Here is a 14,274-nt window from a genome sequence, read left to right as displayed (position 1 = left end):
TTCTTACAAAAACGGCCCACTCCCTGCAACATGCCAGTCTATTTGTTTTCGATCACCTAGACAGAAGGTTAAGTTGCCCTCCCACTAGACTTGGGACTGTACACGCGGAAAAACAAGCACGTCTTTCGGATCAGTCGTGACGGCAACGTCCATTCCGCGCTCCCAGGGGCTCCCCGCACGAACCCTTGCCTGAAGGGGATGATTGAGCCCGTCTATTGCAATAGACAACAAATCGACCTCGCCGACGAATCGTTTCGAACGAATTCTGCCCGGAACGCCGCATAAACCAGCATTATTCAGAACAATGCCCTGCGGGCGGACACAAACGTCCACCTTTTGACCGGTGGATAAGCCCTCCGACGCCAGAACGCCAACCGGTGTTTCAACCCCTGCCGACGTCACGACACCTTCGAGCTGGTTCAATTCGGAAAAGAACCGGGCTGCAAAAAGGTCAACAGGCGCTTTGTACAGATCCGCTGCCGTTCCGTGTTGCACCAGACGCCCCTGCCGCATCAGGGCGATCCTGTCACCCATGCGCATGGCTTCTTCCGGATCGTGGGTCACGATAATGCATGTCGCACGCGTTTCGCGAATAACCGCCAGCGTTTCATCACGCACATTGTCACGCAGCCGTTTGTCGAGGCCCGAGAACGGCTCGTCCATCAAGAGAATTCCCGGCCGGGGAACAAGTGCTCGCGCCAGCGCGACACGTTGCTGCTCGCCGCCGGAAAGTGCATGAGGATAGTCAGACGCATAATCCGCCAGACCGACGCGACCGAGCGCGCTCAGGGCTGCAGTCTGGGCTTCGCGCTTCGGCATGTTGGTGAGGCCGAACATGACATTTGCCAGGATGCTCATGTGCGGAAAGAGCGCATAATCCTGGAACATCAGGCCAACGCCACGTTTTTCAGGTGGCAGGAACAGCGTGTCTCCGGCGATTTCGCGGCCGTTGATCAGCACCCTGCCCTTGCTCTGACGCTCAACACCTGCCGCAATGCGCATCAAGGTGGTCTTGCCACAGCCGGAATGTCCGAGAAGACAAAGGATCTCGCCCGGCGCAATGGACAGGCTGAGGTCCTGAACAGACGTGACGCCATCGTAGTCGTGAGACACGTTCTCAAAGACGAGGCCGGCCGCAATTGTTGCACCGGCGGTTCCGGGCGCACCCCAGCTCAGCGGATGGCCGCTGCCGTTGGTTGAAGTCGGCTTCTTGCGATCAGGCATCAGGATCCGGCGGTCTCGTCCGCTTCATCATCATCAAACAGAGACCCGTCTTCTAGAGGATCTTCGTCTTCCGTCAATGCGGTATCGTCATTCGGCGTCGGCACGAGGAAAGAGGCCGGCACGGCGCTGTCCAGCAGTCCTGCGCCCTTCAGTTCCTCAAGACCCGGCAGGTCTCTCACGTTCTCCAGTCCAAAATGGATCAGAAACTGGTCTGTCGTCCCGTAAGTGACGGGACGACCCGGCGTTCTGCGGCGCCCGCGCATTCGGATCCACGTCGTTTCAAGCAAAACGTCAAGCGTTCCCTTGGACGTGGAAACGCCACGGATCTCTTCAATCTCGGCGCGTGTGACCGGCTGATGATACGCAATGATCGCCAGCGTTTCGAGAGCTGCGCGCGACAATTTGCGCTGCTCCTCGACGTTCCGGTGCATCAGATATGCGAGGTCCTCAGCCGTTCGAAAACACCATTTGCCGGCAACCTTCACCAGATTGACGCCTCTTGACGCATAGGTGACCTGCAATTGTTCCAGCAGGGTCAGCACATCGGTGCCTTCCGGCAGACGCAAAGTCAGTTCCTCAAGAGAAAGCGGTTCGGACGAGGCAAACAGCAACGCTTCGACCATGCGCATGCCGGACGGATCCAGCCGCTTCGGGCGGGCATCAGGCTCTTGATCTTCCTCCTGCAAAAGATCGAATTCAGACGCCATGATCCGGCTCCTTTATGACGGCGCGGATATAGACCGGCGAGAAAGGCTCGCCCTGGCGGATTTCGACCTGTCCTTCCCGCACCATCTCCAGACTGGCGCTGAATGTGCTTGCGACAATCGTCGCCCAATCCTTGTTGTCATAAAGATAGTCGCGCAGATACGCGTTCATCGGTGCCCATTCACCGATCCGGCCAACCAGCTTGGTGAGCAGCTCGCGTGCCTCCTGCAACGACCAGACAGTTCTGCGCAAGACGCGGACAGAGGTCACGGATTGCCGCTGGCGCTGCGTGGCATAGGCGGACAAGAGGTCATAGATGGAAGCGTCCCAGATGCTCTTGTGCTGTACCGACATGGTTTCAGGTTCGCCGCGATGGAACACATCCCTGCCTTGCCTGTTGCGCATCAGGAGCTTCTCTGAAACCTCGCGCATCGCCTCCAAGCGCCGCAGACGGAAAGCGAGGGCCGCGGCAAGTTCCTCGCCGGTCGGTTCATCATCGTTCTTCTGCTCAGGCAGCAACAGTTTGGACTTCAGGAAGGCAAGCCATGCGGCCATGACCAGATAGTCCGCGGCCAGCTCCAGCCTCATCCTGCGGGCTTCGGCCACGAATGACAGATATTGTTCGACGAGTTCGAGAATGGAAATACGCGCAAGATCGACCTTTTGTGTTCGTGCCAGGCCGAGCAAAAGGTCGAGCGGGCCTTCAAACCCTTCCACATCGACAACAAGCTGCGGATCGGAACTGGCCCGTTCTTCCGGAGTGCTGACAGAACTGAGGAGATCGTAGGAGCTGTCCTCCTGTCTCGTCGTGCTGTTTTCCATTTCCGCCATTGCCGCTCCGGTCAAACGCCCTGCCAACCGGTCAAGGCGTGAAATTCTTCAAAGGCTGCAAGCCTGTCAAATTCCGGATCGGGAACCTGGAAACCGCTCAAAGCCTTGTCGCATCGCCGCCTGGCTTCACCCGCAAGCTCGGGAACAACCTTCGCGACTGCGATCATTTCTTCCATATCACCATTGCAGTGCAAAACGATGTCACACCCCGCTTCGATGATCTTGCCGGACCGATCCTCAAAACTACCTCCGAGCGCCTTCATGGAGATATCGTCGCTCATAAGGCAGCCGTCGAACCCGATCGCACCCCTGATGATGTCCTGAATGACTTTCGCGCTCTGCGTCCCTGCCATGTCTGGATCGATCCCTTCGTACACAATATGGGCTGTCATCCCCAATGACACGTGAGAAAGCGCCTTGAACGGGCGGAAATCCACGCTTTCCAAAGAAGAAATGGCCGCTTCCACACGCGGAAGCTCCAGATGGCTGTCGACACGTGCCCGGCCATGACCCGGAATGTGCTTGATCACCGGCAATACGCCCCCTGCCAGAGCACCTTCCGCCATCGCCTTGCCCAGGGTTGCCACCACTTCGGGGTCTTGCGAAAACGCCCTGTCTCCGATGGCATCGACAGTATCAGGAAACCGGACATCAAGACACGGCAGGCAATCAACTGAGATGCCGACCTGGTAGAGATCATCGGCGATCAGACGCCCGGCAAGCCAGGCAGCTCTTTCTCCTGTTGCTGCGTCACGGGCGTACAGATCGCCATAAGTTTTGGGTGCGGGATACTTCGGCCAGTGGGGTGGTTTCAACCGCTGCACCCGGCCTCCTTCCTGATCCACGAGAACAGGAGCATCCTCGCGGCCGACGGCCTCCCGGAACGCTGCGGTTAGCTCCCTGATCTGCTCCGGCGCTTCAATGTTACGTGCGAACAGGATCAGCCCCCAGGGGTCTTCCTGCCGGAAAAAATCGATTTCGGATCTCGTCAGGGACAGTCCGGCACATCCGGATACGAACGCTTTGGTCATTGATCCGGCTTAGCCGCAGCGCCTGGACCCGTCAAGAAATGCAAGCACCGCCTCTTGCACCCTTGTCACGATCTTGCAATCTAGACGGCCATCGTCCCCAGATCTGATTGGAGCCCCCATGCGCGCGCGTCTCGACATACCGGCCGGCACACTGCACCGTTTTTCCCATAGATCTGAAATCCTTGGACGAAACCGGCTGGGCGATACGGCGACGCGTGAGATCCACGTCTATACCCCGCATGGACACGACGGCAGCGGCTTGCCGCTTTTGGTGGATATCGTCGGCTTTACCGCCGGTGGTCCGGCGCACACCAACTGGAAGAATTTCGGTGAGAATGTTCCCGAACGGCTCGACAGGCTCATCCATGACGGTCAGATGCCGCCTGTCGCAGTCGCCTTTCCCGACTGTTTCACCCGCCTTGGCGGAAATCAGTATATCGACAGTGACGCCATGGGGCCCTGGGCAACCTGGCTGACAACCGAAATGCTTGAGGATATCGAAGGGCGCTTCAAGTGTGGCGGCGCCGGCAAGCGCGGCATCTTCGGCAAGTCATCCGGTGGTTACGGTGCGATTATTCACGCCATGAAACATTCCGACGTCTGGTCCGCCGCGGCGTGCCATTCCGGGGACATGGCGTTCGAACTTTGTTACCTGCCCGAAATGCCGAGCGCGTTGAGAGCGATTGCCAAAGCCGGCTCAATCGAAGCCTTCGTCAGGGAATTCGAAAAGGGACCGAAATACCCGGGCAATTCGCTCCACGACCTGATGACCTTTGCCATGGCGGCAACCTATGATCCAGATCCTGACCCGGAGGTCTTTTGTGGCATCCGGCTGCCGGTCGACCCGGAAACCTGTGAACTGGTCGAAGAGCGCTGGAATGCCTGGCTGAAATGGGACCCTGTGCAGATCGTCGGTGACCATATCGATGCGCTAAAGTCACTGAAAGGTCTCTGGATCGAATGCGGTGATGTGGATCAATACAACCTTGTTTATGGCGCGCGCCGTCTGCACCGGAAACTGACCGACGCAGGCGTTGACCACGTCTATCAGGAGTTCAGCGACAATCATTCGTCCGTGGACTATCGGCTGGATGAAAGCCTGCCGTTTCTCGCGGAAAAACTCAGTAGCTGAGTGAACGGACGCTGCCGGGCTTCTCAGGAGGCCTGGCGAAATTTGCGGAACGGGTTCGGTAAGGTGAGAACCGCCCCACCGGCGACGATCAACACAGCGCCCAGAACCGCGATTCGCGTTGGTATTTCTCCCCAGACCGCAAAGCCGAACGCGGCGGACAAAAGCACCGTGCCGTAATACACCGGTGCCAGCGTGGCCGCTCCAGCTCGCCTGTAAGCGGAGATGTTCAAGGACTGGCCGACGATTGCCAGTGGCCCCATCCACGCGAACAACAGCAGGTTCTGCCAGGCAATGCCGTCCTTGACGATCAGCCAAAGCACAGGTCCGCTCAGCAGAGTGGCTGCGAAAACATTGACATAGGCCAGGATGGTGACGGTATCTTCACGTTGGGCGATATAGCGCATGATCAAGGCTTCACAGGCCATGAAGACCGCTCCCAGAAGAGCGGCAACGACACCTGCAAGCGCGAGATCGTCATAACCTGCGCCCGTTTCCGCCGACCGGACCACGAGATACGCGCCAGCGGCGCAGAAGACAACTGCCATCCAGTGACGGCCCGTGATCACTTCCTTGAGGATCAGACCAGCCAATACGATTGCGATTATGCCCTTTGTCAAACCGATCGCCGTCGCATCTGCCAGTGGTAGCACGCTTGCAGCGTAGATCGAGCAGGCAAGCCCGCCAACGCCGCAAAAGGATCGCATGAGATGGAGTTTCCAGAGAGGGCTTAAACGCGTGAAAACCGGAACCCGTTTGACGGCCGCAACACTCACGATTGTTGCAGCGCCCCCCACGAACCGAAGCCAGACCAACACCGCAACCGGCAGCAATCCCCCTGACAGCTTGCCTGCGGAAAATATCGGTGTGAACGCAGTCATGCCTGCGAGTGCCAGCGCGAGGGCGAGCAACGCATTTTCCGGGCGGTGATAGATTGAGTTCTGAGACATAGTTCGGGTCCAGGTAAGTGCGGGCAGTTCTTATCACCGGTTACGCGCCAGGATCAGTCCTGAATTTCCAATAACGGGTATGCGAAAACGCATCGCATTGCCGCCAGGTCTGTAGATTGGTATAACTTGCCCATGAACTGGGACGATCTGAAACTTGTCGATGCCGCTGCGCGCATGCGCTCGCTCTCGGGAGCGGCCAAGGCGCTGGACATCAGCCAACCGCAACTGAGCCGCCGCCTGAAGAGCTTCGAAGACCGCATAGGTGCGCGGCTGTTCGACCGGACGCCAACCGGGCTGAAACCGACAGATGCCGGTCTACGCCTGATCCCTCTTGCGGAGGACATGCGCAAGAAAGCCGAGGCGGCGGCACGGATCCTGCCAGATCTATCGGGGTCGGCATTGAAGGTTGTCCGGGTTGCCGTAGACGAAGTGCGTGCGCGCGTCCTGACTGACCGGTTCGACCTGTTGACCCGTCTGCTCGACGGTGTGGAACTGGAACTGATCTCCAGCCATCAGCATGTCAATCATCAGTCACGCAGTATTGAGCTTCAGATCCGCAACTGCCTGCCGGAAACCGACACGCTGATTGCCCGGAAAATCGGTGAGCTGGCCTATGCGGTCTATGGGTCAGCCGATTATGTTGCAAACCATCCGGCCGCCAGAACCGTTGACCGCTACAAGCTGTGCGCCTGGCTCGGCTTTGCACCCGACGACCTATGGTACCCGTCTCAGATGCGCTGGCTGGAAACCCGGTTGCCGCAAATGCCGACATTGCGCTCTAACACTATGACCACGCTCATGAACATGACGGCATCCGGTGCCGGACTGTGTCTTCTGCCGGTTTTCATGGGCGACAACAATCGCGACCTGGTCAGACTGACCGAGCCGCTCCCGGAGCTAACAAACGTCGAACACATCATCGTCCATCGGGACTTGCGCAGGGAACCTGCCGTCCGCAAGGCGATGGATGCCATAGCTGAAGTCTTCCACCAGATGGGACCGCAATTGCGTGGCGCGCAGCTGGACAAACCTGTCGCCGCCGCAGAATGAAACGGCCGGGAAATCCCGGCCGTTTCTGAAATAGCTACTGCTGTTAGCTGCTCACCGTCAGGGCTGTCTGCGCACGAAGCAATCACCACCGGCAGCCTGAAGGCTTTCGCACAGGCTTATCGCCTCATCACGTGTACCGGTCGGGATCCGTGCGCGGTAGAATACACCCCTGTCATCGACAGTTGCAGCAACGATTACCGCGGTGCGGTTCCCCAGAACACCCGGGAAGCGTCGCTGAAGTCCCGAGTAGGCATCTTTGGCGGCCGCTTCCGAACGCTGGGAAGTCACCTGTACGATGTAGGTACCGGACGGAATGCCACCGGAGTTGCTGGCAACAGGTGTCGGCGTTGCCGGAGCAGAGGTGGCCGGAGCCGGTGCAGGTTGCGTCAGGTTGAGCGGACGATCATTTTGCGGGGCTGTTGCAGCCGGTGGCGCACTGGCAACCTGGACGGGTGCATCCGGCTTTTTGCGCGGAACAACCGAAGGCACTGGCGCGGCAGGTTCACTTGCAGTCGGCTCCGGTGCCACGTCGGCACCGGTCACGATTGCGGGCGTATCAGGCAGAGCTGGCGTTGCATCCGAAGGATCTGCGGGCGCAACATCAGCACCGGTAACGACTGGCGACGTTGTAACCACCTGGGATCCATCATCGGCGGAAGCCGCATCAGGTTGCGTGGGAGCAGCCGGTTCCGGCTGTGCAGGGGTTGCAACTGCGGGTTCTTCACCTTCTGGAATAATGGTTCCGTCCGGACGCACGACAACAGTTCTCACCCGTTTCGGTGTCCCGGGAACAAGATCGGCGTCGGCGTTCGTGCCTACGGGCGCCGGCGGCAACTCCGCAAGCTGCGGAGACTCTGTCGGGATAAGCCTGTCGGGGCCGGCAACACCAGCACCATCAACCCGGTCATAAATAAGCTTGCCGGCCTGATCGTTCGCCGTGTCCTGGCTCTGCTCCGGATAGACCTTGAGAGGCTCCTGCAGACCGCTGATGATCGGCGGGGGGCCACTAGGAACCGGAACGGCATCGCTGTCGAACAGAAAGAAGCCGGCGCCACCCAGAACCGCAACGCCGAGAACACCGGCTGCAACGAACAAGCCCTTGCGCGATTTTTCTCCACCCTGCGGAACTGCGTTTCGTTCCGCGGCCGAATGAGGCGGCAGAACGCCAGCCCCTGTCAGGCTCGGATCGCTTTCCTGCATCGCCCGCGCAACGGCATCCAGGTCGTAGCCTTCCGGCGGCGGCGGCGTTTCGTCGTCTTCGGCCTGGGGAACGGCAGCGGCAGCAGCGGGCCACGTCATGTCATCCAGATCAGCTTCTTCTTCGGGAGCGTTCTGGACAGGGGAATCGACTGACGTGCCGACGGGCTTTCGGGTCGTAGGAGCCGGAAAATCAAGATCGGCAAACAGAGCGTCTATACCCGCAGGATCCCCTGTCTTCTCCGTTTCGGGTTCTGCATCTTGCGAAACAGGTTCTGACTGGACAGGGTTCAGCGCTGCGAAAAAATCATTCTCGTCAATCTGCGGGCGCTGGCTGGTCACCGGCTGCTGATAGCTCTGTGCATCGAAACGCGTTTCCTCTCGTGAGGAAGGAGAAGCAGGTTCTTCATGCCGGACCCCGCCAATACGGTAATCTTCGGCCGGCAGAACCGGTTCAGCAGGCGCCGATGCTGTTGAAGCGGCAAATCCGGAGCCGGAAGACAAGCTCGGGGCTTCCGGCATCTGACCTGCCCGGGAAAGGCTGTCAGAAACTGCAAATTCCGATGTCTCACGCCCCTTAAAACGCGTCTGCGGTTCGACAGTCGCAGCGTCTTTCGCTTCGTCTTCGAAGCCAACATTCGGCTGACTCGCCGGCTGTGTCTCGTCAACAGACTGGCGCAATGCGCCGATCAGTTCGTCTTCCAGCTCAGCGGTCAGGTTCTGCTCGAGGTCCAGAGCGACTGAAGGAGCAAGATAAGATCTGTCATTGGCAGCTTCAGGCCCGGCCTGCACAGAAGGTGCCTGCGCCGTGCGGAACTGGACGACATGATCAACAGGATCAGGTTGAGCGCTTTCCACCGGCTGCACCTGCTCCGGCTGGCTCGGCCACAGAGACGAAACATGCGAGGACTGCGTGACCGGCGGCACTTGAGCCTGTTCATCCGTCTCGAAAGACTGCTCATAGCTGGTGGGTGGCGTTGTCCCGTAAAAGTCGTTCGTTGAAACGCCAGGTGTTACACGCGGCTCTTCAGTGGCTGTTCCAGCGGTGTCGGAAGCAGGCGTATTCGACACCGGCCGCAGGCTTGAAAAGGATGGTTCGATGCGCGACGGCGCTGCGGTGGATTGTTCGGGCACATCACCCTCAACATCGTCCAGCCCCGCAAAATAATCAGTACTACCAACGCGGCCGCTGCTCACATTTGCCCCCGATTGCTTGTTCTTGTGGACAATCCGCGCCAATTCTACCAGCGGATCCTCCGCGGCCGGCCGTTCGCCGCCCGCCTCGTTTTGCGAGGCGCGCAAATCTGATCGCTTTGTTTCGTAGTCTTGTGACATGAGCTTTACGAAAACCGGTCCACTTCAAGTCGCTGGTGAACGGTTATTTCGTCCCCAGCGGCCATTAAAACTAGCGCATTTCTTCAGGAGCATTCACGCCGAGAATCGTTAGACCTGAAGCGAGCACCAAAGATACTGCACGAACCAAAGCAAGACGCGCTAGGGTTAATTTCAAGTTACCGGCCTGAATAAAACGTAAATGAGGCAATTCGTAGCCTTTATTCCAATGGCCGTGCAAAGAACTGGCGAGTTCATGTAGATAAAACGCAATTCTGTGCGGCTCATGTGTTTCTGCGGCTGCTTCTACCACTTTCGGCCACTCAGCCATCTTGGCAAACAGCTCCTGCTCGCCCACGTCGTCCAGCAGTGAGAAATCGGCTCGGGCGAGATCTTCGACCGCAAACCCGGCTTCCTTGAGTTCATCAGCCGCCTGCCTCAGCACCGAACAGCAGCGCGCATGACCGTATTGAACATAGAAAACCGGATTGTCTTTCGACTGTTCCGTGACCTTTTTAAAGTCGAAGTCCAGTGGGGCGTCATTCTTGCGGAACAACATCATGAAGCGAACCGGGTCTGGCCCGACTTCGTCAACGACGTCGCGCAGCGTGATGAAATCGCCGGAGCGCTTCGACATCTTCACGGGCTCGCCATCACGCATCAGCTTAACAAGCTGACAGAACCTCACGACAACTTCCGTCTTGCCGTCCGAGATTGCCTTGCCCACAGCCTGCAGGCGTTTGGCATAACCGCCGTGATCGGCGCCCAGCACGTAGATCGTTTCGGTAAAACCGCGCTCGAACTTGTCCTGGAAGTAGGCAACATCGGCAGCGAAATAGGTGTAGGAGCCGTCGGATTTCTTCAGGGCCCGGTCGGTGTCATCGCCGAAATCGCTTGCGCGAAACAGCGTCTGCTCACGGTCTTCCCAATCGTCTGGCACCTGCCCCTTCGGCGGCGGCAGCGTTCCTTCGTAGATCAGCCCCTTGTTCCGGAGCGTTTCGAGCATGTGATCGATCTTGGAACCGTTACCCTCGCCCCGGTCATGCAGGGTTCTTTCGGAATAGAACACTTCGTGCTCGACACCGAGTGCTGCAAGGTCCTGCCGGATCAGTTCGAGCATCGCGGCAATCGCCCGCTCCTTCACCAGCGGCAACCATTCGCGTTCCTCCATGTCGGCAAGCGAAGATCCAAATTCGGCCTTCAGCTTCTCGCCGACTGGTTTCAGGTAGTCCCCTGGATAAAGTCCAGCAGGGATCTCGCCAATGTCCTCGCCAAGCGCCTCGCGGTACCGCAGGAAGGCACTGCGCGCCAGCGTGTCGATCTGCGAGCCGGCATCGTTGATGTAATATTCCTTGACCACTTCATTTCCGGCAAACGCCAGTATGTTCGCCAAGGCGTCGCCGACGACCGCACCGCGGATGTGACCGACATGCATGGGGCCTGTCGGATTGGCGGAAACATATTCAACGTTGACCTTCGGAGCCGGTGACCGCTCCTGAGCCCCGAACCGGATACCCTCGGCAAGAACGCTGGCCAGAACCCTGTGCCAGACCGTCTGGGCCACGCGAAGATTGATAAAGCCGGGTCCGGCAATGGACGTTTCGGTGATTTCCGGGTCGGCGTTGAGCCGGGCAACAAGCTGCTCTGCAACGTCGCGCGGCTTCATGCCGAGCGGCTTTGCGAGCACCATTGCTGCGTTCGTCGCAAGATCGCCATGTGCCGGATCGCGGGGCGCTTCCACAACCACTCGCGAAAGATCTGGAGACTCTCCGTTTGAATCTTTTAGATCAAGGTCTTGGAGAGCGTCTTTGACGCGTTGCGTGAAGTCCGCGAAGATATTCATAGAACACCGGTCAGGTTTTGGTTTTAAAACACAAAGCCCCCGCGCGCTGCGAGGGCGAGGCCTTCGGCGCCACAGGGCTGTAAAGTCGCCTCTGCGCCTACCCCAAATCGGGGGTGTCGTCAAACAGTCTGCGATGCTCCTCAATGGCATAGCGGTCCGTCATGCCAGCGATATAGTCACAAACCAGCCGCGCGGTCTCCGTTTCGCTCAGGTTACCAAGGCCGCTGTTCCAGGGTTTCGGCATCAGATCCGGTTCGGCAAGGAACCGCGCGAACAGGTCCCGAACGACCCTTGCGACCAGTTTTCGAACTGCCAGAACATCTTCATGCCTGTAGACCCTGGCAAACAGGAAGCGCTTCACTTCCTTTTCCGCAGCCGTCATATCCTGAGAGAAGCCGACAAGGCAGCGGCCAGCCATGCGAATCTCCTGCACGCTTTGCGGAGCGACCTCGTTCAGATTGCGCACGGCCTCGCGAATGACATCCTCGACCATGCGTGTAATCGACCGCCTGACGATCTCATGGATGCGGCGGCTTTCCTCGAGGCCAGGATACTTGCCGTCCACCTCTTCCAGGATATTGGCCAGGAAAGGCACGTCGCGCATGTCTTCGATCGCGAACAGGCCCGCCCTCAATCCGTCGTCCAGATCATGGGCGTCATAGGCAATATCGTCCGCAATCGCGGCTGCCTGTGCTTCAGCGCCCGGCCATGTGTGCAACAGCAAATCCTGTTGTTTGGCGTAGTCGCGGATCGCAAAGGGCAACTGGCCGCCCTTGAACTTTCCAAGCGGAGCGCCGTTGGCATCAATCAAGGGCCCATTGTGCTTGACCAGCCCTTCCAGCGTTTCCCAGGCCAGGTTCAGGCCATCGAATTCCGCGTAGCGCTGTTCCAGATGCGTCACGACCCTGAGCGATTGGGCATTGTGATCGAACCCACCATAGGGCGCCATGCACTCATGCATGACATCTTCCCCCTCGTGGCCAAACGGAGTGTGTCCAAGATCGTGCGACAAAGCCAGGCATTCCGCCAGATCCTCGTCGAGCCGAAGGGCGCGCGCCAGTGAGCGCGCGATCTGCGATACCTCGATGGTATGTGTCAGCCGTGTGCGGAAATGGTCGCCTTCATGATAGACAAACACCTGCGTCTTATGCTTCAGCCGGCGAAAGGCGGAAGAATGAATAATCCTGTCCCGATCTCGCTGGAAGGGTGTCCGCGTCGGGCTGTCAGGCTCGGGGAAGAGCCTGCCCCGGCTTTCCAGAGGGTTTTGCGCGTAGATCGCGCGTGACTGTCCCCCAAATCCGATATCCGCCTTCATCTGTTTCCAGCCATCCTTCACAGACCCCGTCCGTGTTTGCCGATCCTTCGTCCGCTGGCAATACATTGACGCGAGCGGCCGCAAAACATACTTATCTGAACAAATCAGGTTTAACGTTCCCGCACATGGCCGGAACAAAGCGAGTCGGTGAAACATGACCGAAACACTTGAAATTGGCGTAACAGTCAGCGACCGCGCTGCCAAGCGCATTGCTGCGATTTTGTCGAAGGAACCGGACTGCAGCATGCTGCGCGTCAGCGTGGAAGGGGGCGGCTGTTCCGGACTGCAATATAAATATGACGTGGTCGACAGCCGCGAGGACGACGATCTCGTGATCGAAAAAAACGGAGCGACGGTTCTGATCGATTCCATTTCCCTGCAATATATGGGCGGATCGGAAATCGATTTCGTTGATGATCTCATCGGCCAGTCTTTTCAGATAAACAATCCAAATGCTGTTGCCGGATGCGGCTGCGGCACCAGTTTTACGATCTGAATTCTGCTAAGATTTGTCTTTTCAGCCGGTTGCCCCGGCCGTTTCAAACAGGTGAGGCAACCGCGCTCATGAAAATTGCGACCTGGAACATCAACGGCGTCAAGGCGCGTATCGACACTGTCCTCGAGTGGCTGAAGGAAGCCTCGCCGGACGTTGCCTGCCTTCAGGAAATCAAATCCGTCGACGAGAACTTTCCGCGTCAGCCGTTCGAAGACCTCGGCTACGCTGTCGAGACGCACGGCCAGAAGGGTTTCAACGGTGTTGCGCTTCTGTCCAAGACCCCGCTTGACGATATTCAGCGCGGTTTGCCGGGGAACGACGCGGACGAGCAGGCCCGGTATATCGAAGCCAGGCTTGCGACGGAAAAGGGCCCTGTTCGAATCGGTTGCCTCTATCTTCCGAACGGCAATCCGCTCGGTACGGAGAAATTTTCCTACAAGCTCGAGTGGATGGACCGGCTGATTACGCATGCACAAAAGCGCCTAGAGGAAGAAACGCCGTTTCTGCTTCTTGGCGACTACAACGTCATTCCCGATCCGGTTGATGCCAAGAACCCTCAAAACTGGCTGGAAGACGCGCTTTTTCAACCGGAAAGCCGCCAGCGCTTTCGCGCCCTCACCCATCTTGGCCTCACTGAAGCCGTCCGGTCATGCACCGAAGCCCCGGAAACATTCACCTTCTGGGACTATCAGGCCGGTGCCTGGCAGAAGAACAACGGCATTCGCATCGATCACATATTGATGTCGCCACAGGCAACGGATCGCTTCTCCGGCTGCGGTATCGACAAGCACGTGCGCGGATGGGAGAAGCCGTCGGATCACGTGCCGGTGTGGGTCAAACTCGCCGCCTGAGACTGATTTTGACCACGGCATTCCAAGGCCGCCGGTTGCGTTTATCTGCCTATGCTGCCGAAACGCGAAAACCAGACTTGCAGACGGCCGATGTCATGGTAAGCTTTTCCCCATCATGGGATAACGCTCGGCCGACCAACTTCCGCGACGGCGACATGCGGACAACACCTTCCGGCAACGACAAAGGTCGCCGGCAGACTAATCTCGACCTTCGTGACCTGTGTTTTTTCCGGTTTGTTTTTTGCAGGAGCGCTGGGTTTCGGCGCTAGCGCACTGGCTCAGGATGTCTCCTGCACCTGTCGCTACAAGGGCGAAAAATA

12 protein-coding genes are annotated in these 14,274 nt (G+C 58.4%); 4 read left to right on the top strand and 8 right to left on the bottom strand.

The genetic code is table 11. The annotated features are described in order from the left end of the window. Positions 1–84: 84 nt before the first annotated feature. The 4 genes from SIAM614_RS07295 to nagZ are packed head-to-tail and all read right to left on the bottom strand — an operon-like array spanning position 85 to position 3,791. Complete coding sequence (locus SIAM614_RS07295; protein WP_006933269.1) at positions 85–1,224, bottom strand: ABC transporter ATP-binding protein; 1,140 nt, start codon at positions 1,222–1,224, stop codon at positions 85–87. Next, positions 1,224–1,931: an SMC-Scp complex subunit ScpB gene (scpB, locus tag SIAM614_RS07290; RefSeq protein WP_006933267.1), complete on the bottom strand. Its 708-nt coding sequence runs from the start codon at positions 1,929–1,931 to the stop codon at positions 1,224–1,226. The genes SIAM614_RS07295 and scpB overlap by 1 nt, the downstream gene beginning before the upstream one ends. Then, positions 1,921–2,760, bottom strand: a complete 840-nt coding sequence (locus SIAM614_RS07285; protein WP_006933265.1) for a segregation and condensation protein A — start codon at positions 2,758–2,760, stop codon at positions 1,921–1,923. Before SIAM614_RS07285 ends, scpB begins: the two co-directional genes overlap by 11 nt. An 11-nt stretch (positions 2,761–2,771) precedes the next feature. Beyond that, on the bottom strand, positions 2,772–3,791 hold the full coding sequence (nagZ, locus tag SIAM614_RS07280; RefSeq protein WP_006933263.1) for a beta-N-acetylhexosaminidase: 1,020 nt from the start codon (positions 3,789–3,791) through the stop codon (positions 2,772–2,774). A 118-nt stretch (positions 3,792–3,909) separates the two neighbouring features. Between nagZ and SIAM614_RS07275 the strand changes: the two genes are divergently transcribed. Continuing rightward, complete coding sequence (locus SIAM614_RS07275) at positions 3,910–4,923, top strand: alpha/beta hydrolase (protein ID WP_006933261.1); 1,014 nt, start codon at positions 3,910–3,912, stop codon at positions 4,921–4,923. 23 nt (positions 4,924–4,946) lie between these two features. On the opposite strand, the gene SIAM614_RS07270 is transcribed toward SIAM614_RS07275, so the two are convergent. Next, positions 4,947–5,870: a DMT family transporter gene (locus SIAM614_RS07270; RefSeq protein WP_006933253.1), complete on the bottom strand. Its 924-nt coding sequence runs from the start codon at positions 5,868–5,870 to the stop codon at positions 4,947–4,949. Positions 5,871–6,002: 132 nt separating this feature from the next. Here SIAM614_RS07270 and SIAM614_RS07265 point away from each other — a divergent pair, with 132 nt between their 5' ends. After that, positions 6,003–6,920 (top strand): LysR family transcriptional regulator, encoded by a 918-nt coding sequence (locus tag SIAM614_RS07265; protein ID WP_006933251.1) that lies wholly within the window; start codon positions 6,003–6,005, stop codon positions 6,918–6,920. Between the two features lie 57 nt (positions 6,921–6,977). Here the strand turns inward: SIAM614_RS07265 and SIAM614_RS07260 are convergent, their stop codons facing one another. From SIAM614_RS07260 to SIAM614_RS07250, 3 genes are all read right to left on the bottom strand, one after another. After that, positions 6,978–9,251, bottom strand: coding sequence for an SPOR domain-containing protein (locus SIAM614_RS07260; RefSeq protein WP_157139724.1), 2,274 nt, complete (start codon positions 9,249–9,251; stop codon positions 6,978–6,980). Between the two features lie 271 nt (positions 9,252–9,522). Beyond that, positions 9,523–11,292: an arginine--tRNA ligase gene (argS, locus tag SIAM614_RS07255; protein ID WP_006933247.1), complete on the bottom strand. Its 1,770-nt coding sequence runs from the start codon at positions 11,290–11,292 to the stop codon at positions 9,523–9,525. A 97-nt stretch (positions 11,293–11,389) separates the two neighbouring features. Next, positions 11,390–12,607 (bottom strand): deoxyguanosinetriphosphate triphosphohydrolase, encoded by a 1,218-nt coding sequence (locus tag SIAM614_RS07250; RefSeq protein ID WP_040439592.1) that lies wholly within the window; start codon positions 12,605–12,607, stop codon positions 11,390–11,392. 154 nt (positions 12,608–12,761) lie between these two features. Between SIAM614_RS07250 and erpA the strand changes: the two genes are divergently transcribed. Together erpA and xth are read left to right on the top strand one after the other, a co-directional pair. Further along, entirely contained in the window at positions 12,762–13,103 is a 342-nt protein-coding gene (erpA, locus tag SIAM614_RS07245) for an iron-sulfur cluster insertion protein ErpA (protein WP_006933243.1), read from the top strand. Between the two features lie 68 nt (positions 13,104–13,171). After that, a complete protein-coding gene (gene xth, locus SIAM614_RS07240; RefSeq protein ID WP_006933241.1) occupies positions 13,172–13,954 on the top strand; it encodes an exodeoxyribonuclease III in 783 nt (260 codons plus the stop codon). Positions 13,955–14,274 lie beyond the last annotated feature (320 nt).

Source organism: Roseibium aggregatum IAM 12614, from assembly GCF_000168975.1.
GTDB classification, from domain to species: Bacteria; Pseudomonadota; Alphaproteobacteria; order Rhizobiales; family Stappiaceae; genus Roseibium; species Roseibium aggregatum.
This window is presented reverse-complemented; position numbering and strand designations above follow the sequence as displayed.

Bases quoted from the DNA above. Each gene is read 5' to 3' on its own strand.
- SIAM614_RS07285 (WP_006933265.1), bottom strand. From the start codon at position 2,760: ATGGCGGAAATGGAAAACAGCACGACGAGACAGGAGGACAGCTCCTAC.
- argS (WP_006933247.1), bottom strand. From the start codon at position 11,292: ATGAATATCTTCGCGGACTTCACGCAACGCGTCAAAGACGCTCTCCAA.
- SIAM614_RS07270 (WP_006933253.1), bottom strand. From the start codon at position 5,870: ATGTCTCAGAACTCAATCTATCACCGCCCGGAAAATGCGTTGCTCGCC.
- erpA (WP_006933243.1), top strand. From the start codon at position 12,762: ATGACCGAAACACTTGAAATTGGCGTAACAGTCAGCGACCGCGCTGCC.
- SIAM614_RS07295 (WP_006933269.1), bottom strand. From the start codon at position 1,224: ATGCCTGATCGCAAGAAGCCGACTTCAACCAACGGCAGCGGCCATCCG.
- SIAM614_RS07275 (WP_006933261.1), top strand. From the start codon at position 3,910: ATGCGCGCGCGTCTCGACATACCGGCCGGCACACTGCACCGTTTTTCC.
- scpB (WP_006933267.1), bottom strand. From the start codon at position 1,931: ATGGCGTCTGAATTCGATCTTTTGCAGGAGGAAGATCAAGAGCCTGAT.
- nagZ (WP_006933263.1), bottom strand. From the start codon at position 3,791: ATGACCAAAGCGTTCGTATCCGGATGTGCCGGACTGTCCCTGACGAGA.
- SIAM614_RS07265 (WP_006933251.1), top strand. From the start codon at position 6,003: ATGAACTGGGACGATCTGAAACTTGTCGATGCCGCTGCGCGCATGCGC.
- SIAM614_RS07250 (WP_040439592.1), bottom strand. From the start codon at position 12,607: ATGAAGGCGGATATCGGATTTGGGGGACAGTCACGCGCGATCTACGCG.
- xth (WP_006933241.1), top strand. From the start codon at position 13,172: ATGAAAATTGCGACCTGGAACATCAACGGCGTCAAGGCGCGTATCGAC.